General features: G+C 61.7%; 17 protein-coding genes. 11 read left to right on the top strand and 6 right to left on the bottom strand.

The genetic code is table 11. From position 1 onward, the window contains the following. Positions 1-213: 213 nt before the first annotated feature. Genes speB through CO671_RS14235 form a run of 3 tightly spaced genes read left to right on the top strand, consistent with a single transcriptional unit; the run spans position 214 to position 2,963 of the window. Positions 214-1,176, top strand: a complete 963-nt coding sequence (speB, locus tag CO671_RS14245) for an agmatinase (protein WP_097606458.1) — start codon at positions 214-216, stop codon at positions 1,174-1,176. Between the two features lie 58 nt (positions 1,177-1,234). Next, positions 1,235-2,167: an N-acetyl-gamma-glutamyl-phosphate reductase gene (gene argC, locus CO671_RS14240; protein WP_097606457.1), complete on the top strand. Its 933-nt coding sequence runs from the start codon at positions 1,235-1,237 to the stop codon at positions 2,165-2,167. Between the two features lie 4 nt (positions 2,168-2,171). Then, complete coding sequence (locus CO671_RS14235) at positions 2,172-2,963, top strand: sulfite exporter TauE/SafE family protein (RefSeq protein ID WP_097606456.1); 792 nt, start codon at positions 2,172-2,174, stop codon at positions 2,961-2,963. A 12-nt stretch (positions 2,964-2,975) separates the two neighbouring features. Here CO671_RS14235 and CO671_RS14230 read toward each other — a convergent pair whose 3' ends face one another. Further along, positions 2,976-4,079 carry a COX15/CtaA family protein gene (locus CO671_RS14230; RefSeq protein WP_097606455.1) on the bottom strand — a complete coding sequence of 368 codons (1,104 nt, stop codon included), beginning with the start codon at positions 4,077-4,079 and terminating at the stop codon, positions 2,976-2,978. 113 nt (positions 4,080-4,192) lie between these two features. On the opposite strand from CO671_RS14230, the gene CO671_RS14225 reads away from it, so the two are divergent. Together CO671_RS14225 and CO671_RS14220 are read left to right on the top strand one after the other, a co-directional pair. Then, complete coding sequence (locus CO671_RS14225) at positions 4,193-4,402, top strand: DUF2842 domain-containing protein (RefSeq protein WP_010016031.1); 210 nt, start codon at positions 4,193-4,195, stop codon at positions 4,400-4,402. Positions 4,403-4,520: 118 nt separating this feature from the next. Continuing rightward, positions 4,521-5,762, top strand: coding sequence for a GNAT family N-acetyltransferase (locus CO671_RS14220; protein WP_097606454.1), 1,242 nt, complete (start codon positions 4,521-4,523; stop codon positions 5,760-5,762). Between the two features lie 62 nt (positions 5,763-5,824). Here CO671_RS14220 and CO671_RS14215 read toward each other — a convergent pair whose 3' ends face one another. Then, on the bottom strand, positions 5,825-7,993 hold the full coding sequence (locus CO671_RS14215) for a Wzz/FepE/Etk N-terminal domain-containing protein (protein WP_097606453.1): 2,169 nt from the start codon (positions 7,991-7,993) through the stop codon (positions 5,825-5,827). A 188-nt stretch (positions 7,994-8,181) separates the two neighbouring features. Between CO671_RS14215 and CO671_RS14210 the strand changes: the two genes are divergently transcribed. The 4 genes from CO671_RS14210 to CO671_RS14195 are packed head-to-tail and all read left to right on the top strand — an operon-like array spanning position 8,182 to position 12,826. Beyond that, complete coding sequence (locus CO671_RS14210; protein ID WP_010028428.1) at positions 8,182-8,757, top strand: polysaccharide biosynthesis/export family protein; 576 nt, start codon at positions 8,182-8,184, stop codon at positions 8,755-8,757. A gap of 3 nt (positions 8,758-8,760) precedes the next feature. Then, on the top strand, positions 8,761-9,930 hold the full coding sequence (locus CO671_RS14205) for a glycosyltransferase family 4 protein (protein ID WP_097606452.1): 1,170 nt from the start codon (positions 8,761-8,763) through the stop codon (positions 9,928-9,930). Between the two features lie 56 nt (positions 9,931-9,986). Then, entirely contained in the window at positions 9,987-11,549 is a 1,563-nt protein-coding gene (locus CO671_RS14200) for an undecaprenyl-phosphate glucose phosphotransferase (RefSeq protein WP_097606451.1), read from the top strand. Beyond that, positions 11,546-12,826, top strand: coding sequence for an O-antigen ligase family protein (locus CO671_RS14195; protein WP_097606450.1), 1,281 nt, complete (start codon positions 11,546-11,548; stop codon positions 12,824-12,826). The genes CO671_RS14200 and CO671_RS14195 overlap by 4 nt, the downstream gene beginning before the upstream one ends. Here the strand turns inward: CO671_RS14195 and CO671_RS14190 are convergent. The 3 genes from CO671_RS14190 to CO671_RS14180 form a co-directional block, all read right to left on the bottom strand. Continuing rightward, complete coding sequence (locus CO671_RS14190; RefSeq protein WP_097606449.1) at positions 12,792-13,622, bottom strand: carbohydrate ABC transporter permease; 831 nt, start codon at positions 13,620-13,622, stop codon at positions 12,792-12,794. The two genes, CO671_RS14195 and CO671_RS14190, sit on opposite strands and share 35 nt — an antisense overlap. Next, positions 13,622-14,515: a sugar ABC transporter permease gene (locus tag CO671_RS14185; protein WP_064838032.1), complete on the bottom strand. Its 894-nt coding sequence runs from the start codon at positions 14,513-14,515 to the stop codon at positions 13,622-13,624. Before CO671_RS14185 ends, CO671_RS14190 begins: the two co-directional genes overlap by 1 nt. Positions 14,516-14,641: 126 nt before the next feature. Then, positions 14,642-15,976, bottom strand: a complete 1,335-nt coding sequence (locus CO671_RS14180) for an extracellular solute-binding protein (RefSeq protein ID WP_097606448.1) — start codon at positions 15,974-15,976, stop codon at positions 14,642-14,644. Positions 15,977-16,155: 179 nt separating this feature from the next. On the opposite strand from CO671_RS14180, the gene CO671_RS14175 reads away from it, so the two are divergent. Further along, on the top strand, positions 16,156-16,770 hold the full coding sequence (locus CO671_RS14175; RefSeq protein ID WP_097606447.1) for a GNAT family N-acetyltransferase: 615 nt from the start codon (positions 16,156-16,158) through the stop codon (positions 16,768-16,770). A gap of 20 nt (positions 16,771-16,790) precedes the next feature. On the opposite strand, the gene CO671_RS14170 is transcribed toward CO671_RS14175, so the two are convergent. Further along, complete coding sequence (locus CO671_RS14170; protein ID WP_097606446.1) at positions 16,791-18,548, bottom strand: glycogen debranching protein; 1,758 nt, start codon at positions 18,546-18,548, stop codon at positions 16,791-16,793. Between the two features lie 361 nt (positions 18,549-18,909). Here CO671_RS14170 and CO671_RS14165 point away from each other — a divergent pair, with 361 nt between their 5' ends. After that, complete coding sequence (locus tag CO671_RS14165) at positions 18,910-20,091, top strand: ROK family transcriptional regulator (protein WP_097606445.1); 1,182 nt, start codon at positions 18,910-18,912, stop codon at positions 20,089-20,091. The last annotated feature ends 10 nt before the right edge of the window (positions 20,092-20,101 follow it).

Here is a 20,101-nt window from a genome sequence, read left to right as displayed (position 1 = left end):
GATGGACAAAGGATCGCCGCTCGATAGCGACGAGCGGCGGTCATCCGAACGATTGCTTGAAATCTGTCGGCACCTCGCCTACCCCTTTCTCGCGAAGGGATCGGCCAATTCCTTCGCGCGGACCAACGCCGACGCTCTGACGTCGAACATCCTGCAAGGCAGCGTCCGCATTGAACGCGACTACGGTTCTGCGACCGAAAAAAGGAGCATGACTTGGCGAACAGATCGATTGACCACGCCTTCACGGCGACCAGCCTCACCTCCGCCGCCAGCGACCCGACCTTTGCCGGCGCGCTGTCCTTCATGCGCCGCCGCTTCACCAAGGAACTCACCGGCGTCGATGTCGCCGTCTGGGGCATTCCTTTCGACGCCGCCACATCGAACCGGCCGGGCACGCGCTTCGGCCCGCAAGCGATCCGGCGTGCCTCGGCGATCTTCGACAATGATGCGCAATATCCCTTCAACCGCGAATTGTTCGCCGACATGGCCGTGATCGACTACGGCGATTGCCTGCTCGATTACGGCAATCACCAGGATACGCCCGGCGCCATCGAACGTCAGGCGAATGTGATCCTCGACAGCGGCGCTTTCCTGCTGACGCTCGGCGGCGATCATTACGTCACCTGGCCGCTGCTGAAAGCCCACGCGGCAAAACATGGGCCGCTGGCGCTCGTGCAGTTCGACGCGCATCAGGACACCTGGTTCGACGAAGAGCGGCGCATCGACCATGGCTCCTTCGTCGCACGGGCCACCCGCGAGGGCATCATCGACCCCGATCGCTCGATTCAGATCGGCATCCGCACCCATGCGCCGGAGGATTGCGGCATCAATATTCTCTATGGTCATCAGGTCGAGGATATGACTGCCGGCGACATCGCTTCGGCGATCATCTCCCACACGCGCGGCGCGCCGGCCTATCTCACCTTCGATATCGATTGCCTCGATCCGGCCTTTGCGCCCGGCACCGGCACGCCGGTCGCCGGCGGACCGTCGAGCGCCAAGATCCTCTCGGTGCTGCAGCGCCTGCACCAGCTCGATATCCGCGGCGCCGATATCGTCGAGGTTTCGCCGCCCTACGACCATGCCGATATCACCGCCATTGCCGGGGCAACGGTGGCGATGTATATGCTGGGGCTTCATGCGGAGCGACGCGCCATCGCCGTGTCACAAGGCTGACTTATTATCCCAAAATGAATCCGGAAACCTTCTGAACCCATTGAAAGCGCAGGTTAACATGGCACCGAAAATCTTCATCGACGGCGAACACGGCACAACGGGTCTGCAGATCCGCACGCGCATGGCCGGCCGCCGCGATGTCGAGCTTCTGTCCATTCCCGAGGCCGAGCGGCGCAACGCCGCCCTGCGCGAGGACATGCTGAACAGCGCTGATATCGCCATTCTCTGCCTGCCCGACGAGGCATCGAAGGAAGCGGTTCAGATGGTCTCGGCCAACAACAATGTGCGCGTCATCGACACCTCGACCGCCTTCCGCGTCAACCCCGGCTGGGCCTATGGCTTTGCCGAAATGGATGGCGCGCAGGCCGACAAGATCAAAGCCGCGCGTTTCGTCGCCAACCCCGGCTGCTATCCGACCGGTGCAATCGGCCTGATCCGGCCGCTGCGTGCCGCCGGCATCCTGCCGGACGGCTACCCGGTGACGGTCAATGCGGTCTCCGGCTATACCGGTGGCGGCAAGCAGATGATTGCCCAGATGGAAAATCCGGATCACCCGGATGCGATCACCGCGCCGCATTTCCTCTACGGTCTTCCCCTCACCCACAAGCATGTGCCCGAAATGACCGTGCATGGCCTGCTCGACCGCGCACCGATCTTCTCGCCATCGGTCGGCAAGTTCGCGCAGGGCATGATCGTGCAGGTGCCGCTGCATCTCGACGACCTCGCCGAGGGCACGACGATGGAAACCATCCACGCGGCTCTCGTCGCTCACTATGCCGGCCAGGACATCGTCACCGTCGTGCCGCTCGCCGACAGCAAGGCGCTCCCCCGTGTCAACGCCGTCGAACTCGAAGGCAAGGACACGATGAAGCTCTTCGTCTTCGGCACGCCGGGCGGTTCCCAGGTCAATCTGGTGGCGCTGCTCGACAATCTCGGCAAGGGCGCCTCGGGTGCTGCCGTGCAGAACATGGACCTGATGCTCGCTTCCTGACGTCATGACGCTGGATGCGCTTATCACGGACGGGCAGGCCTGGTTTGCCGCCGCCCTGCCCGATCACGGCATCTATGCCCTGATGGCCTTTGCCTTCATCGCCGGGCTCGCCCGGGGCTTTTCCGGTTTCGGGGCAGCGCTGATCTTCATTCCGCTCGGTGGCGCCATCATCGGGCCGAAGCTGGCCTCGCCGATCCTGCTCGTCATCGACGGCATTGCCACGCTGGGGATGATTCCACCCGCTTGGCGCAACGCCAACCGGCCCGAGGTCTTCGTCATGGCCGCGGGTGCGGCACTCGGCGTCCCGGCCGGCACGGCGATGCTGGCACTGCTCGACCCGACGCTGTTGCGCTGGAGCATCACGATAATCGCCATCTCACTGCTCGCGCTTCTCGTCTCCGGATGGCGTTATCACGGCGCGCCTTCGGCGCCGCTCAGCAGCGGCGTCGGCCTGATTGCCGGCCTCTTCAGCGGCGCCGCACAGCTCGGCGGACCGCCTGTCGTCGCCTATTGGCTCGGCGGCAAGAGCGATTTCACGCGCGTCCGGGCCAATGTCGTGCTCTATTTCTCCATTTCCACCATCTTCAGCGCCATCAGCTATTATGTCGGCGGACTGTTCGTCCCCGCCGTCTTTGCCCTGACGGCCGTCATTTTGCCGAGTTATGCGCTGGGGCTTTACGGCGGCTCGAAACTGTTCGGGCTGGCCGAGGAACGGACCTTCCGCATCGCCTGCTACGTGCTGATCGCCGCCGCTGCGATCATCGGCATGCCGCTGCTCGACGGCGTGCTGCGTTAAACGGCTTGCGCTTCAATCGCGCTCCGCAATTGCCGTGGCGTGCGGATATTCGCCGTAAAAGCCGCGCCAGTTGGCGACGGCGAAACCGAAGACCACCAGAGCGCCGGCCTGATGCAGCAGGCCCCAGTGAAGCGGCACCTGCATCAGCAGCGTGGCGATGCCGATCGCCGCCTGCAGCGTCACCAGCAAGAAAAGCACCACGGCGCGGCGGGCATGGGTGGTCCAGGCTGCGGCGCGCAGGGCAATGACCATGTTGATCAAAGTCAACGCGAAGAGCGCATAGGCGCCGACGCGGTGGATGAACTGCACGGTCTTCGGGTTCTCGAAGGCGTTGATCCAGAAGGGCTGCTGGATCAAGAGATCCGAAGGGATGACGGCACCATCCATCAGCGGCCAGGTATTATAGGAGAAACCGGCGTCGAGCCCGGCCACCAGCGCGCCGAGATAGATCTGGAACAGCGCGAAGATGGCGATGACGGCGGCAAAACCGCGCGAGCTGCGCGCCGGCGCCGGATCGTTGGAATGCGGCGATAACCCGCGCATGATCCACATACAGCCGGCAAAGATCAGGCAGGCCATGACGAAATGAGTCGCGAGCCGGTATTGGCTGACATCGGTGCGGACAGAAAGACCCGAGGACACCATCCACCAGCCGATAAAACCCTGCAGGCCGCCGAGCGCCAGAATGCCGACGAGCGGCCAGCGCAGGCGCCTTTCGATGCGCCCCGTCAGCCAGAAAAAGATAAGCGGCAGCGCGAAGATCACGCCGATGCCGCGGGCGATCAGCCGGTGGGCCCATTCCCACCAGAAAATGCCCTTGAACTCGTCGACCGTCATGGAGCTGTTCAATTGCTGAAATTCGGGAATGCGCTGGTAGAGGCGGAACTCCTCCTCCCATTCGGCAGCCGATAGCGGCGGAATGACGCCATGGATCGGCTTCCATTCGGTGATCGACAGGCCGGAATTGGTCAGCCGCGTGGCGCCGCCGACGAGCACGAGACAGAAGAGCGCTAAAAGCACGAAGCCGAGCCACAGCCGCAAGGCGCGGCGATTGCGGTTCTGCTTGCGCACTTCGCTCAGGATCGCCTGTTCCGTGGTGAGGTTCGCGACGGCCATGATGTCTCCTTCTATCCGGCAGTTGATTTGCCCCACCGGCTCATGCAAAACAAGCCCCGAACCTTTGCGGCATGCCGTCGCGCCGGTTCGCGCCACCCAGACAAGAGATCAAAATGCCCGTCCGCCTCCGCAAATTCATCGGCACGATCCTCATCATCGTGCTCGTGCTCGTCTACGCGCTGGTGGCGAACACGATCGCAGTGGCGACGCTCGGCAACGCGCCCTGGTGGGGGCACCTGCTCTATTTCCTGCTCACCGGCCTGCTTTGGATCTTGCCGGCGATGGTGATCATCAAATGGATGGCCGGACCGCGGCAGCAGTAAGCCATTAACGGCCGGATAACCGTGATCGGCGGAAAACCTCGCTGATAGCCGACGATTAAACCAAATATACGCCCTGCATAGCTAGCTTCCCGCTCAGCATTTTGACCGGAGAGTTCCCGTGCAGACGCAAAAGTTCGACGTCGACGAACAGCCGTCAGACGATGGCGCACTGGCCGAGACGGCGATTTCACGCCTACGCCAGGTGAGCATGAAACTTGCCATGGCCAAAATCGACATCGCCGTTTTCGATGCGATGCAGCCGCTGGAAGATGATTGGCGGGCGCTGGAGGTCGACAATCTCCAGTCGCTCCATCAGAGCTACGATTGGTGCGCCGCCTGGGTAAGCGCCTTTCGACGGCCGCTGGCGATCCTCAAAGGCACCTATGCCGGGGAGACGGCCTTCATTCTGCCGGTCGAGATCGTCAAGTCGCGTGGTCTTGCCGTCGCGAAATTCATCGCTGCCGATCACAGCAATATCAATACCGGTTTATTCTCGAGGAATTTCGCCGAAAGCGGCGGCAGCATCGACGCCGCAAAATTCGCTCGTCAGCTTCAGCAAGCGTTGAAGGGGCGGGCCGATCTGCTGCTGCTGCAAAACATTCCGTTGGAATGGCGCGGGCGGCAGACGCCGTTCAGCGGGCTGCCTATGGTGCAAAACCAGAACCACGCCTATCAACTGCCGCTCCTTGCCGGTTTCGAGGAGACGCTGAAACAGATCAACGCCAAGAGCCGGCGTAAGAAGTTCCGCGTTCAATCGAGGCGTCTCGAGGCCGCCGGCGGCGCCGAATACGTCATCCCCGAAACATCGGAAGAACAGCATCGCCTGCTCGATATCTTCTTCCGTCTGAAAAGTACCCGCTTCGCCAGCCTTGGCCTGCCCGACGTCTTTGCCGACCGGGAAACACAGGCCTTCCTGCATGGCCTCATCGACAGCCAAGATGAAACAGGGCAGTTCTTCGGCCTGCAGATGCATGTGCTGCGGCTGAAGGGTGGGAATGAGGACCGGATCGCTGCGATCTCGGGCATCTCGCGCAAGGGCGATCACGTCATCTGCCAATTCGGGGCGATCGACGAAGACCTCGTGCCGGATACGAGCCCCGGCGAATTCCTCTATTGGCAGACCATCTCGGGATTGCACGGCAAAGGCGTCGCGCTATTCGATTTCGGCCTCGGCGATCAGACCTACAAACGATCCTGGGCACCGGTCGAGACCGCGCATTACGACGTAGTGCTGCCGGTTTCGCCTATCGGCATCGCCGCCGGCGCCGCGCACAGGATCGTCACGCGCGGCAAGGCGCATATCAAGGCGCGCCCGAAGCTCTATAAATTCGCCCAGGCGATCCGGGCAAGGATCGGCTGAGTAGTCTTTGTCCTACGCATGGCGTTGCCGCAAAACCGTCGCACACTTTTGCGCGCCATGCGTTAGGCCGCCTGGCCGAACCTCTGCTCGGCCGCTTCGCCGTCCGACATCAGCACGACGCGCTCGTAGCCCGCAGCCTGGAATTCCGTCATCAGTGTAACGAAAACGGTCTCCTCGAGCTGCGGCAGCGAGAGGATGATCTCGACATCCCGGCTGCGCGTCAGGCGCGAGACGCCGGCGACATCGGCAGCGCCGCATTCGACGACCACGAGGTCGTAGGCAGCGGCCAGCGCATCGAGCAGCAGCGACAGCCGATCGACACCGCGCATGGCGCGGCGTACGTCGCTCCGGCCCTGCGGGATCAGATGGGCATCGGAAAGCCGATCGCTGTGGATGGTATCACCGAAGGCGGCCTCGCCGCACAGCAGGTCGGTGACACCAGGAGCGGCCTGGTCTTCGGCCATCAGTTCCGTCGGCTGGCCGGAACCGGTCATATCGATCAGGATGACGCGGCGGCCGGCATCGGCAAGAATGCGGGTCAGCAAGACCGTCGCTGCGGAACCATCGTCACCGGTCGGAGATATCGCGATCGCCAGCGGCGCTCGGCTGCCGGTGAGGTAATCGGCAACCGAGGCGACGGAGAATTCATTGTCGTCCTCCGGTACCTCAGCGGCAGTCTCCACGTCCTCGTCGATCGCATCCTCCTCGTCGCCGACCACGGCGAGCATGCTCGCCCGGGCGGGACTCCGGACGGTGGCGACGGGAGCTGCCTGCGGCGCAATGTTCTCTTCGAGGCCCGTTTCCGTCTCGATTGTCTCAGCCGACGCATCGATCGGGCGAAGCGCCCTGCCGCTGAAGAGTTCGGCCAGCATGGTGACGATGGCACTGAGGATCAGTGTGGCGACGGCTGCGACGACGACGATCGGCACGACCTTGGGGAAATAGGGATCGACCGGCTCGACGGCTTTCGAAACGATACGAGCGTCGGCCGGGCTCGAATTGCTGTCGGCGCGGGAGGCGGCCTCGCGGTAGCGCACCAGATAGGTTTCGAGCAGCTGGCGCTGGGCGGTCGCCTCGCGCTCGAGCGCATTGAGGCCGACTTCGTCCTCGCCGGCGCGGGCGCTGTTGGCCTGCACCGTGTCCTTCTGCCGCTCGAGCTCGCGAGCCCGGAGATCGGCGACCTTGGCCTCGTTCTCGATGCTCGCCAGAATCTTCTGCGTTTCCTGGCGGATCTGTCCGCGGATGTCGGCAAGCTGGGCACGCAGGCTTTTCAGCCTGGGATGGCTGTTGAGAAGGCTGGTCTGCAAGTCTGAGACTTGCGACTGCAGGCCCGATTCCGTTCCCTTCAGCCGCTGAATCGCCTGCGAGGACATGATGTCAGGCAGCGTGTCGGAAGCTTCGCCCGACGACAGCGCATTGCGCACCGCCTGCGCCCTCGCCTGGGCATTGGCTTTGTCGCCGCGCACGCGGGTGAGCTCGGCGGAGATGTCGTTCAGCTGCTGGGCGGGAAACGTGGTCGTGCCGTTCGTCTGCAAGAGCCCGTGGCTGGTGCGATATTCGGCGACCTTCTTCTCGGCCTCGCTGACCTTGCGGCGCAGGCTTTCGATCTCCGGCTCCAGCCAGCGCGTCGCCTCGGAGTTGGAATCGAGCTTGGCGCCGCTTTGGGTGGACAGATAGACATTCGCCATGGCGTTCGGAATGGCGGCGGCGAGTTTCGGGTCCTTGGAGGTGAAACTGATGCCGATGACGCGCGAACCCGGCACCTGATAGACTTGCAGCCGCTCGACGAAAGCGTCGATCACCCGCTCTTCCGGCGGGTTCTCCATCGGGTTCTTCTTCAGATGCAGCTTTATCAGGATGCTGCTCATCGCCGAGCCGTTGGCGGCATCGTCGAATTCCGGCAGATTGTAGAGCTTCAGGTCGTTGATGACCTTCTTCAGGAGGTCGGCCGACTGCAACAGCTGCACCTGGCTGGCGATATTCAGCTCGTCCATCAGCGGGCCGGCGCCGGCGTCGTTTACCTGCTGAGTGCTGGCGAAGGCCGGCGCGCGGGGTTCGATGAGGATGCGGGTTTCGCTGCGATATTGCGGCGACATGATCTTGGCACCGGCGAAGGCGATGCCCGCCCCCACGAGCGTGATCGTCAAAATCCTGAGCCGGCGCGCCCAGACGGCGCGAACCAGCTGGCCGAGATCGATGTCCACATCCTGATCACGCGATACGCCGGACATGCTCTTACTCCACAACAAAGGTGCCGCAAGCGTAAACGACCGTGGTAACTCAACGGTTAATGGTATTTTGCCAAGAAATGTGCCCGATCGGCAAAGAACTCAGGAAATTGTCATGTCCTTTTTACCGGGCATTAACCCTAACAGATCGATAACGGCTTCACCGAGTTCATTTCTGTGAGCACAAGCGGATGTCTGTCGCCCCGCCCAAAATCCTTTTGGCCCTGAGCCTTGCAGCCATGACGGCAGCATTGGGCGGCTGCACGACGTACAAGCCGGCGCCGAAAGCCTTCAACGAGGCGACCATCCAGCCCTATACGCTTGATAGCGGCGACCGGCTTCGCATCACCGTCTTCGACCAGCAGAGCCTGACAAACACCTATACTGTCGATCAGGCCGGCTACATTGCCTTCCCCCTCATCGGTCAGGTCCCTGCCCGCGGCCGAACCTTGCAGCAACTCTCGGGGCAGATCGCCCAGAAGCTGCAGCAGGGCTATCTTCGCGATCCCGACGTCACCATCGACGTCGACCGCTACCGTTCGATCTTCATCATGGGCGAAGTCGGCCAGCCCGGCCAATATGCCTATGTTCCCGGCATGACCGTGCAGAACGCCATCGCCGTTGCCGGCGGCTTCACCAGCCGCGCCAACCAGAGCATGGTCGACGTCACCCGCAAGATCAACGGAGAGGTGCTGACCGGCCGCATCAACATATCGGGGCCGATCATCGCCGGCGACACGATCTACGTCCGCGAACGGCTCTTCTGAGTTATGGCAAAACAGAAGCCGCTCCGCATCCTCCACTGCTTCAGGTCGCCGGTCGGCGGAATTTTCCGCCATGTCCGCGATCTGGTCGAGGAGCACGCCAAGGCCGGTCATGACATCGGCATCCTCTGCGACAGCTCGACCGGCGGCGAGCATGAGGACAGCCTGTTCGACGATATTCGTCCCTATCTCTCGCTCGGCCTGACACGCGTGCCGATCCGGCGCTCGGTCAGTCCGTCCGACATCGCGACGATGTGGGATACGTACAAGAAAATCAAAAGTTTGCGGCCGGATGTGCTGCACGGGCACGGCGCCAAGGGCGGCGTGCTCGCGCGACTTGCCGGCTCAGCCCTGCGGGTGAACAGGTATCGCGTAGCCCGCCTCTATACCGCGCATGGCGGAAGCCTGCATTATTCGCGCTCCTCGCTCAGCGGACAGTTCGTCCTCAGGATGGAGCGCCTGCAGGAATATTTCACCGACGCGCTGGTCTTCATCTGCGAATATGAGCGCGACACCTATATGCACAAGGTGGGCAGGCCACGGACGAAGACGAGATTGATCTACAACGGCATCGGCGAGCGTGATTTCGAACCGATCCCCACCCGCTCGGATGCCGTCCATTTCATCTATGTCGGAATGCTCCGGGACCTCAAGGGTCCCGATCTGTTTGTCGATGCCTTTGCCAAGACCGAGCGGCTGCTCGGCCGGCCGCTGTCGGCGCTGATGATCGGTGACGGGCCCGACCGGGACCGTTACCGCGAGATGATGGTCGAACGCGGCCTCGGCAAGCGCATCGGCATGCTGCCGGCAATGCGCGTCCACGAGGCTTTTTCGATGGCCCAGAACCTTGTCGTTCCCTCGCGCGCCGAAGCCATGCCCTATATCGTCCTCGAAGGCCTCGGCGCCGGCAAGACGGTCATCGCCAGCCGTGTCGGCGGCATTCCCGAGGTGCTCGGCGCCGATAGCGCGGCACTGGTGGAGCCCGGCAATGCCGACGACCTCGCCCGCGTGATGGCGGAAACGCTGACCATGCCCGGCTGGCATGGCAGGACGATGCCGAAGCCGGAGGCGGTAAAGGCGGTATTTTCCTCCGCCGTCATGGCGCGTGATGTGCTGAAATTGTACCATGAGCTGGTCGATCCCGCCGCGGGCCAAGCAATGTCTGCCGCCTCGTAAATATTTCTTAGGGGCTTTCTGGTATTTCGCTTGCTGACAACGAGCGACAAAACCCCATGAACAAGCCGGAAAAAAGCGATCCGTTCGACGTAGAAGCGCTGCGCAAGCAGGTCTCCGACATCGAGGCGCGACGCAATGCAAGTCGGGAGCAGGCCTCCGAGCCGACCGAAATCAATGCCTATGCCCGGCAGATCGCCGAACAGTTCCGCGACGGAACCCGTTCGCCTGTCATCATCATCGGGCAATTACGGCTGCTCGAATTCCTGGCCCTCTTTTCGATTGCTCTGATCGTCTACTTCTTCGCACCCGGCGACGGCAGCGATCCCCTGCTGGTGCGGGCGGGCATGGCGGCGATCGCTTCGGCCCTGACCGTGGCCTGCCTGCAGCTTGCCGACACCTACACCATCCCGGCACTTCGGGCGAAGCTGCGGCTGATGCCGCGCATCCTCGCCGCATGGACGATCGCCCTCGTCCTCACCATCGGCCTGTTCGCGCTCGTCCGCGGCGCCGCATGGGCAATGACCGAGGCCTATCTCTCCTGGTTTGCCGCCGGCGCGCTCTTCCTTGCCGGCGAGCGTTTCCTCGTCGCCTACGGCATTCGCAACTGGGCGCGCAACGGTATCATGGAGCGGCGCGCCGTCATCGTCGGCGGCGGCGAGCCCGCCAAGGAGCTGATCCGCATCCTCGAACAGCAGGCCGACAACGACATTCGCATCTGCGGCATCTTCGACGACCGCGGCGAGAAGCGCTCGCCGATCATGGTCGCCGGTTATCCGAAGCTCGGGACCGTGGCCGAGCTCGTCGAATTCGTCCGGCTGACGCGCATCGACATGCTGATCATCGCCCTGCCGCTGTCGGCAGAGGCGCGCATCTTCGACCTTCTGAAGAAGCTCTGGATTCTGCCGGTCGATATCCGCCTTGCAGCGCATGCCAACCGGCTGCGCTTCCGGCCGCGCGCCTATTCGCATGTCGGCTCGGTGCCGATGCTCGACATTTTCAAGAAGCCGATCCGCGACTGGGATTCCGTCGCCAAGCGCGGCTTCGACATCTTCTTCACCCTGGTCGCCCTTGCCCTGCTGTGGCCGCTGATGCTGGTCACGGCTGCCGCCATCAAGGCGACCTCCGAAGGCCCGGTTTTCTTCATGCAGAAGCGTCATGGCTTCAACAATGAAATCATCAATGTCTTCAAGTTCCGCTCGATGTACACCAACATGGCCGACCCTACCGGCAAGGCCGCGGTGACCAAGGGCGATCCGCGCGTCACCCGCGTCGGCCGCTTCATCCGCAAGACCTCGATCGACGAGTTGCCGCAGCTTTTCAATGTGCTGAGAGGCGAGCTTTCGCTGGTCGGCCCGCGCCCGCACGCCGTTCTCGCCCAGGCTCGCGACCGCGCCTTCGGCGATGTCGTCGAGGGTTACTTCGCCCGCCACCGCGTCAAGCCGGGGGTCACCGGCTGGGCGCAGATCAACGGCTGGCGCGGCGAGGTCGACAATGACGAGAAGATCAAGTTCCGTACGGCCTACGACCTTTATTACATCGAAAACTGGTCGCTCTGGTTCGATCTGAAGATCCTGTTCCTGACGCCGATCCGGCTGCTGAACACGGAAAACGCCTATTGAGCACGGTCGAGGCGACATATCCGCGTGTCGCCCAGCCGCAGCGGATGACGCTGCGCCTGATCGGCTCGGCCTTCGTCGCCTTCGGCGTCTTCCTCTCGGGTTTCGTGATCGACGAGCCGGCCCCGTACGAACTCTGGATGGCCGGGCTGATCGGTCTCTGGTTCATCCTAGGCTTGAAGATTTCACGCGGCGTGGCGCCCCTGCTTGCCCTGCTGCTCACTTTCAATATCGGCGGCATGCTGTCACTGACGCAGATGAAGGATCTGGCAACGGCGCCGATGTATATCGCCGTGTCGACCTTCCTGGCGCTGACTGCGGTCTTCTACGCGGCAATCATCGAGGACAGCCACAAGCGGCTGCCACTGATCTTCAATGCCTGGGTCTTCGCCGCCGTCGCCACCTCGGCGCTCGGCATACTCGGCTATTTCCATGCCTTTCCAGGCGCTGAGATCTTCACCCTCTATGACCGCGCCAAGGGCGCCTTCCAGGATCCAAACGTCTTCGGCCCCTTCCTGGTGCCGCCATCGCTCTATCTCGTCCACGGTATTCTCGTGGGCGACCTGAAGAAATCGCCGCTGAAAGCTGCCGCCCTGCTCGTGCTGGCGCTCGGCATTTTCCTGTCTTTTTCGCGTGCCGCCTGGGGGCTGTTTGCGCTCGGCGTAGGGCTCCTGATCTTCATCATGCTGCTGAAGGAGCGCAGCGGCGCCTTTCGCCTGCGAGTGTTGGTGCTGTCGCTGGCGGCGATCATCATGATGATCGCGTCGCTGCTGGTGGCGCTTCAAGTCCCGAAGGTCGCCGAACTGTTTTCCGCCCGCGCCCAGCTGGTGCAGCAATATGACGGCGAACATCTCGGCCGTTTCGAACGTCACCGGATCGGCTTCACCATGATGATGGAGCGCCCGCTCGGCATCGGCCCGCTGGTGTTCGGCACGATGTTTCCCGAGGACGAGCACAATATCTGGCTGAAATCGCTCACCTCCTATGGCTGGCTCGGCTTCGTCAGCTATGTCGGCATGCTTATCTGGACGCTCACGCTCGGCTTCCGATACCTGCTGCTCGACCGGCCGTGGCAGCCCTTCCTGATGGTCGCCTGGATCTCCGTCCTCGGCCATGCGGCGATCGGCAACGTCATCGACATCGACCACTGGCGCCACGTCTACCTGCTGCTTGGCACGGTCTGGGGCTGCGCGGCGCTGGAAGCGCGCCACCGGCGCAGCCGGAGGCCGGAAGGGGCGGCGCAACCTATTTCGTCGCGCCGGCCGTCAGACCGGCAATAAACCGCCGCTGGAAAACCAGATAGGTCAGAATGAGCGGGAAAATGACGATCACTGCGCCCGCGGTCAGAACCGGCGTGTTGACGGTATAGCGCCCCTGGAAAAACAGCATGCCGAGGGGCAGCGTCCGATAGGCGTCGTCGTTGACGAGAATGAACGGGATGAGAAACTCGTTCCAGGTCCAGATGAACAAGAACAGCGCCAGCGTCGACATTGCCGGTATCATTAGCGGGATAACGATCTTGCGCAGGATGTAGAAGCGCCCGGCGCCGTCGAGGACCGCCGCTTCCAGAACCTCCTCCGGCAATTGCTGCATGGCACTGGCGAGGAAGATCGTCGAGAACGGTATCGACATGGCGATCTGCGGGATGATGAGAGCCGCATAGGTATTGATCAGCCCGAGATAGCGCATTTCATAATAAAGCGGGATGATGAAGGCCTCCGCCGGCACCATCATGCCGAGCGTCAGGATCGCAAACAGCGTGCGCCGCAGCGGGAATGACAGGTAGGCGAAGGCAAAACCAGTCAGCAGGCCCAAGAAGACGCTTGCGGCAACGACGGGTATGACGACGACGATCGAATTCCAGAAGTAGATGTTGAAATGCCCGGCATTCCAGGCATCGAGGTAATTTTCGAAATGCGGATAGGCCGGAAGGGCGAATGCGCCTTTCAGCACGTCGGCCTTGCTCTTTATCGAGGTCAGCAGCAGAAGCAGGAACGGGGTGATCGTTACGAAAGCCAGGAGCCAGAGGACAATGCGAAGGAACAGCGCGGCGGGAATGTTGGACGAACGGCTCATCAAGCCAATCCTTTGCTTCTGGAGCCCACCAGCCGGTGAATTGCGAAATTGATTGCGAATGTCAGCAAGGCACCGACAATGGCGATGGCGGCTGCGGCGCCGAAGCGATTGAGCTCGAAGCCGAGCTGATACATGTAGATATTCGGCACCAGCGTCGCGTTGGCGGGTCCACCGCGGGTCATCGTGAAAATCAGGTCGAAGCTTTTGATCGAGGCAATCACCGTCAGAAGCAAAACCACCCTGATCTCAGGCATGAGAAGCGGCAGCGTTATCCAGAAAAACGTCTTTCGCGGCGACGCACCGTCGACCTTGGCGGCGTCGAAAAGAGACGGGTCGATGCGCTGGATTCCGGTGAGGAAGATGACCATGCAAAAACCGAAGAAATACCAGGTCGCAACGATCCCGACCGCGGGAAGCACGAAATTGAAATCTCCGAGCCAAGGCAAAGCGAACCTGCCCAAGCCTACCGCTCGCAGAAACTGATTGAACGGGCCGAATGCAGGATTGTAGAGCCATGCCCAGATGATGCCCAACACGGCAGTCGGCATGATATAAGGCAGGAACAGGAAGGTTCTGAGGGCGAGTTGTTCGCGTTGCTTCAAGTTCCACACGCAGGCGGCAAGCGTTATGCCGAGCACGAGCGGCAGGACGCAGTAGAAGATCATGAGCTCGGCATTGTTGCGCAAGGCAATGTAAAAACGGCTGTCGGAAAAGAGATCGGCGTAATTGCCCAGCCCAACCCATCTGGGCATGGTCAGGCCGTCCCAACTGGTCAGGCTCAAACCCAAAGCCGCGACGATCGGCCCAAAGACAAACGCCCCATAGAGCAGCAATCCAGGCAATAAATAGATGAAATTGGTCTGTTGCGTTCCATCCAGTGCGGAGCGTTTCATCCAATACTCCCTGCCAAATCTCTGGTCATCGCGCAGCAAGCCGTAAGCTCGCAACGCTCATTTCAGCGTGAAGAACAGGACGCCGGTCGGACCACCCGGGGGAGCGCGACCGGCGTCCGCACTCCCTTATTTCTTATCCTTCAAATAGGCCTGATAGTCCTTGTCCATGGCATCGACAAAGGCTTCGGGCGTGATCTTGCCGGACAAGAGAAGCGGCGTGTTGTCGTCGATTGTCTTCAGCATTGTCGGGCTCGACCAATCGGGGTAGTGGCCGAGCGCATCGTTGGCATTGAGTGTCTTCCACATCTCGATGCCAGCGGTCAGGAGCGGCGTGAGCTTCGGCTTTGCATCCGCCGGGAGCGATGTTGCCGGAAGATAGCCTGCCGCGGCCCAGCTTTCAGCGGCCTTTTCAGACACCATATAGTCGATGTACTCGCCGGCAAGGTCCTGCTTCGCCTTGTCTTTGGCAAGGCTGGTTATCGCCCAGGCAAGATCGACGCCGCCGACGCTCATCGGCTTGGAAACGCCCTTCGGAGCAGGAATGGCCATGAAGCCGATATCCGGATTGTTTTGCATGTCGCCGAAGTACCAGGTCCCGGAGATCAGGAATGCGCCCTGCCCTGATATGAACAGCTGGACGGCGTCATCACCCGAGATGCCCTCGAAGCCGGGATAAAAGTAGCCGCCCTGCGCCCATTGCTGCACGAGTTTGGCCGATTCGATGTTCCCCTTGGTGTTCCAGGAGCCGCCCTTGCCGTAGATCAGATCGTCAAGCTCGGCGCGATTGGCCGCGTCGATATGGGCTTGATCGATGGCGCCGATCATGTGCAGGGCGAGATGCTGCTTGGCCGAGCCCATCATGAAGGGCGCAACGCCTTTTTCCTTGAGCTTGTCGAGAGCGGCCAGAAGCTCGTCGAAGGTCTGCGGCAGCGCCACGCCCGCGTCGTCGAGGATCTTCTTGTTGTAGTAAAGGCCGACGATCTCGGCGAGACCCGATATGCCGTAGGTCTTGCCGACCCCGAATTTCGTCCCCTCCCAGCGGTCTCTGGCCAGCACAGAATCCGACTGCCGCTTATCCCAGCCATATTTCTTGATGTACTCGTCGACTGGCAGGAGCAATCCTTCCTTGACCATCGCACCCATGTCGCCGGCGCCCTGGTTGACCTTGGTGACGACAGGGCCGTCGCCGGCCGAGACCGCAAGCTTCAGCGTCAGCTTCATGTCATCGAAAGTACGGGCGGTGCGCTTGATCGTGACACCGGGATGGGCGGCTTCGAACTCCTTGTTCAGTTGCTCTATGACCGCGCTCTGACCCTCAAAGGTCTGGTCGTCCCACACCGCCAGATCGTCGGCGCGGGCGGCGGAAAGGCCAAAACTCACAAGCGCCGCGCCGGCAAGCGCGACAGCTGCTTTCAATCGGTATGCCGGCAGTATGCTGATCGATTTCACGGTTCTGTTCATCTGCTCCACCTCACTTGGTTTATTTTCTCCACTCCCCGCTCAGGCCTTGCTCCAGGCACCGGCCGAACGTTTTCTTCCCCCAGAGCTTTGCCTGGCTGGCGAATCTGAGGTAATCGTCAGTGCATCAGCTCCTCTCGCGACCTCAAATGACAAAGCGCCACGCAGGAGGTGGCAAAGTGATGGACACCAGTTGCTTCATCCGTCCCGCGATTGAAGCGGATACTGAGGCCTTTTTTGACATCTGCCTGAGGACCGCGAATGGCGGTCACGATGCCAGCGCCCTTTACAGCGACCCGCATCTGCCCGGCTACATCTGGTCGGTACCCTATCTCAAGTTCGCCAAAGACTTTGCCTTTGTTCTCGTTCAGGGCGACCGGCCGGTCGGCTATGTCGTAGGCGTACCCGACACCGGCCTGTTCGACCAAAACCTGGCGGCAACCTGGTGGCCGGCCGTGCGTAGAGAGATCGCCGGCCTGGCGCCTACCCGTCCGCGCGACGCCGACGTGCTCGAGCGAATCCAAAATCCGCGCAGCGGAACGCCCTGGCTTCAGGACGAGTATCCGGCGCATCTTCACATCAACATTCTTCCCGGACTCCAGGCAAGCGGCTGGGGACGGAGGATGATCGACACCGAGCTTCAGGCGCTTCGCAATCATGGGGTCACGGCCGTGCATCTCGGGGTCGATCCAAACAACGAACGCGCCAGAGGCTTCTACCGTCACCTTGGCTTTTCCGAATTCGAGCGGGATGGCTCCGTCGCCTTTGCAATGCGGATCGATGAGGGATCCCGCTAGAACCGACGAAGCCAGATCACTCATGACATTGGCTCCGCATTTGCGGCGTCAAGCCCATATTTCAAAACAACCGCCGCCGGCATGGCGCTCCAGCCCTGAAGCAGGGAGCCGCGCCCGTAAGGCGGCGAGAAATATTCGACCGCGCCGATCCAGCCATTGTCGAGGCAGGTTTCCCACCAGCGTGTCAGCGCATAGCGCGCGCCTCCAAGTCCATGGCGCAGGCGTTCTTCGGCATAGGCGCCATCCCAATAGGGCCAGTCCGAGCCATTATGATAGCGGTAGGGAAAAGCGGTCTTGGATCGCAGATCGCTTGGCCGTTTGAAGGGCGGATAGGCGCACATGACACCCCAGCTGCCGTAGGGCTGTTCCTGATTGTTGCGCGTTTCCAGTCTGGTTTCGAACGCTCTCAGCAGGCCAACAGCCCTAGGCCGCGAAATCGCGCCGAACCGCGATAAAGTCAGGCTGTCGAGAGCCAGATGATCCTCGACGAATACATCAGGTGTTCCATAGTCGAGATAGCCTCCCGTTGCCGGGACGAAGAGTTTGGCCTCGATTTCCTGGCGGGCCAGATTCGCGGCCTTTCCCGCCTGTTCGGCAAGAGCCGGATCGTGCCCCTCGCCAAGCCTCGCCACCGCATCCATGGCGCCGACGAAAAGGCCGAGATCGTACGAGACGAGGCCCTCGCGATAGACGTTGTCGGCCCAATCGCGATCGTTACGCGGTTTTACCGGCAGAACGCCGTCGGGGCCGGCCAGGCTGAAATAGCGGTCGGTGATCGCCCGGACGACCGGCCAATGCAGTTGCACCTCGGCCAGGTCCTTCGTTGCCCTGACATAGTCGTCGATGAACAGAATGAAGAAAAGCGGGCTGTCGAAGTGGTCGCTCCACCAGTCCTGCGGACGGTTGTGATATTCCGGGACTGCCCTTTTGTGGTTTTTTGGATTGGCCTTGCTGTCGGCGACAAAACGCTGCCAGGCCTCCGATTGCGCAGGCCCGGTCAAGATCACGCCGCTTGGCGCTTCTCCATCCGGCTGCACCCCCTTGGCGAGCAGCCGGATCTCGTCGCGCACCGCCTCCGGTGCCAGCGTCAAAAGCGGCTGCATCGTCCAATAGCCGTCGCGGTAATAGGTTCGCGCCGGAGCACTGTAGGCCTGTCCGGCCGCAAGACCGGCGAAGGCGCCGTTTTCGTCGCGCCTGATGCTGGAAAGGGCGGCGTGGATCCCCTGGCTGACCATGCTGCGCATCAGCGGGTCGGCATCGGGCGCCAGATCGCAACGCGCGACATATTCCGCCGCTTGCGCCATGATGGCTTCGCTGCTGAGATCGAGCGCTTTTTCGGCTTCGTCTCTTGAGGCGCCGACGGCAATTCGCAAATCGGAACCGGCGGCTTCGGCGATGAGCACACCCCAGTCCATTTCGAAAGTCTGGCGATGATGGTTCCGAGAGCCCCTCGCCCGTGCGCTTTGCCCATCCGGCTCGTGCCACCAGGCACAACGACGCGCCGGATATATGCCCTGAAGGCGCACGCCGCTGATCAACATCACCGGCAGCGACTGTGCGATAAAGACGCCGCCATGTTTGGCGACAATCCGGTTCGGGCCGTAGGTATAAGGCCCCCTGATTGCAGAAAACCTCACCCGTCCCAGGTTGCCGGCGCCCCACAGGGCAAGGTCAGCATATCCATCCGGGTGAATATCGGCTTGAAGGCGTGGCGCCATGACAGGCAGTAGAACCGGTTTTTCGCAAGACAGTTGTCCATCAGCCAAGGGCTTTAACATGGAAAAATCCCCAACAGCCTGGTTGCGGCACCGGCAGAAAGCAAAATGGAAAAATAGCGGAGCCGGCCGGGACCAGTTCCTCTTCGGACGATCTTGGCGCGCATGCAGCTGCCCAGACAATATGTGTGATCCATACTTGTCCTCGACCCTGTTTATTTCATCGCGCATTTGATCGCGCGTTGATCCCAGCCTACAGGCGACCTCCCATTTGTCAAGGACATAGACAAATCACCGACTTCCATGTACTAAATTCCGGTCAGCTGACGAGGTTGAGCTTCAGACTTTCTTCTTCGTGATAGTTGAGAGCCGATATCTCTTCTAATTAGGTATGTGCTCCGAACTAATTGGAACGAGCAGTCGAATGACAATGACATCTCCTGTCGCACAAACTCCGATCGCACGGAAAATATCGACCAACGCCGTCATCCGGACCGTGCTGGCCAACCGTTCGATCTCCCGCGCCGACATCGCCAAACTGACCGGCTTGTCGAAACAGACGATTTCCGAGGTCGTGCGCGACCTTGAAGATGAGGGGTGGCTGAAACCCGTCGGCCGGACCGATGGCCGACCAGGCCGGAATGCGGTCATCTACGAAATCAATGCCAGAGCAGGACTGGCTGTCTCAATCGATCTCGGCGGCACCAAGATTGCTGCGGCCATCTGCGATCTGTTGGGGAACGTGGTTGCCGAAACCAAGGTGCCCACCGACCGGCGCGGCGGAATGCATCTCGTCAATCAATTCAGCGATCTCATCGTCGAGCTCGCATCGGCGGCGGGGACGACCGCCGACAAGCTTCGTCTCGTCGTTCTCGGCACTCCCGGCGTACTCGATCCAGTCACCGGACATATCAATGTCGCGCCGAACATCCCCGGCGTCGACGCCATGGACCTGCGGCAGGTCTTCAGCAGCAGGATGGGGCTGCCTGTTATCGTCGAAAATGACGTCAATCTCGCCGCGCAAGGGGAGCGATGGCGGGGACACGGCGTCGAGGTCGACAATTTTGCTTTCGTCGCGCTTGGAACAGGCGTCGGCATGGGCATCATCGCCAACGGGGCGCTGCTGCGCGGGGCGCGGGGCGCTGCCGGCGAGATCGCCTATCTCCCGATCGGCGGCGATGCTTTTGATCCCGGCGGGTTTACGCTTGGCACGCTTGAAAGCGCCGTCGGCAGCGTTGCGATGCTTCGCCGCTACATCGGCTTCGGCGGGCGCAATGCATCCACCGTGGCCGATCTCTTCGCCGCGTTCAACGCGGGAGAATCGAGCGCCGTCGCCGCAATCGAAGAGACCGCAAGGCTGGCGGCGGTCGCCATTGCGGCAATCGGCGCAACCCTCGATCCCGAACTGGTGATTACCGGCGGCAGCATCGGCGCAAGGCCGGAGCTCGTAAACGCCATCCGGCGTTTCCTGCCGCGCTGCACGCCTTACCCGCCGCGCATCGAGATCAGCCGCTTCGGCAACCGCGCCGCCCTCATGGGGGGCATGGGGATCGCGGTCGAGCGCATGCATGACGATCTCTTCGGGGTAAAATTGCGGGAAGCTTGAAGACTGCCGT

The sequence above is a fragment of the Rhizobium sp. M10 genome, assembly GCF_002531955.1.
GTDB lineage: Bacteria > Pseudomonadota > Alphaproteobacteria > Rhizobiales > Rhizobiaceae > Rhizobium > Rhizobium etli_C.
The sequence above is the reverse complement of the archived record's forward strand: the minus strand, read 5'-3'. Positions and strand labels throughout refer to the sequence as shown.

What these genes read in the sequence shown, in the direction of transcription:
- CO671_RS14170 (WP_097606446.1), bottom strand. Translation starts at nt 18,548, where the DNA reads ATGTTAAAGCCCTTGGCTGATGGACAACTGTCTTGCGAAAAACCGGTT.
- CO671_RS14200 (WP_097606451.1), top strand. Translation starts at nt 9,987, where the DNA reads ATGAACAAGCCGGAAAAAAGCGATCCGTTCGACGTAGAAGCGCTGCGC.
- CO671_RS14215 (WP_097606453.1), bottom strand. Translation starts at nt 7,993, where the DNA reads ATGTCCGGCGTATCGCGTGATCAGGATGTGGACATCGATCTCGGCCAG.
- argC (WP_097606457.1), top strand. Translation starts at nt 1,235, where the DNA reads ATGGCACCGAAAATCTTCATCGACGGCGAACACGGCACAACGGGTCTG.
- CO671_RS14235 (WP_097606456.1), top strand. Translation starts at nt 2,172, where the DNA reads ATGACGCTGGATGCGCTTATCACGGACGGGCAGGCCTGGTTTGCCGCC.
- CO671_RS14205 (WP_097606452.1), top strand. Translation starts at nt 8,761, where the DNA reads ATGGCAAAACAGAAGCCGCTCCGCATCCTCCACTGCTTCAGGTCGCCG.
- CO671_RS14225 (WP_010016031.1), top strand. Translation starts at nt 4,193, where the DNA reads ATGCCCGTCCGCCTCCGCAAATTCATCGGCACGATCCTCATCATCGTG.
- CO671_RS14165 (WP_097606445.1), top strand. Translation starts at nt 18,910, where the DNA reads ATGACAATGACATCTCCTGTCGCACAAACTCCGATCGCACGGAAAATA.
- CO671_RS14175 (WP_097606447.1), top strand. Translation starts at nt 16,156, where the DNA reads ATGGACACCAGTTGCTTCATCCGTCCCGCGATTGAAGCGGATACTGAG.
- CO671_RS14185 (WP_064838032.1), bottom strand. Translation starts at nt 14,515, where the DNA reads ATGAAACGCTCCGCACTGGATGGAACGCAACAGACCAATTTCATCTAT.
- CO671_RS14190 (WP_097606449.1), bottom strand. Translation starts at nt 13,622, where the DNA reads ATGAGCCGTTCGTCCAACATTCCCGCCGCGCTGTTCCTTCGCATTGTC.
- CO671_RS14180 (WP_097606448.1), bottom strand. Translation starts at nt 15,976, where the DNA reads ATGAACAGAACCGTGAAATCGATCAGCATACTGCCGGCATACCGATTG.
- CO671_RS14230 (WP_097606455.1), bottom strand. Translation starts at nt 4,079, where the DNA reads ATGGCCGTCGCGAACCTCACCACGGAACAGGCGATCCTGAGCGAAGTG.
- CO671_RS14210 (WP_010028428.1), top strand. Translation starts at nt 8,182, where the DNA reads ATGTCTGTCGCCCCGCCCAAAATCCTTTTGGCCCTGAGCCTTGCAGCC.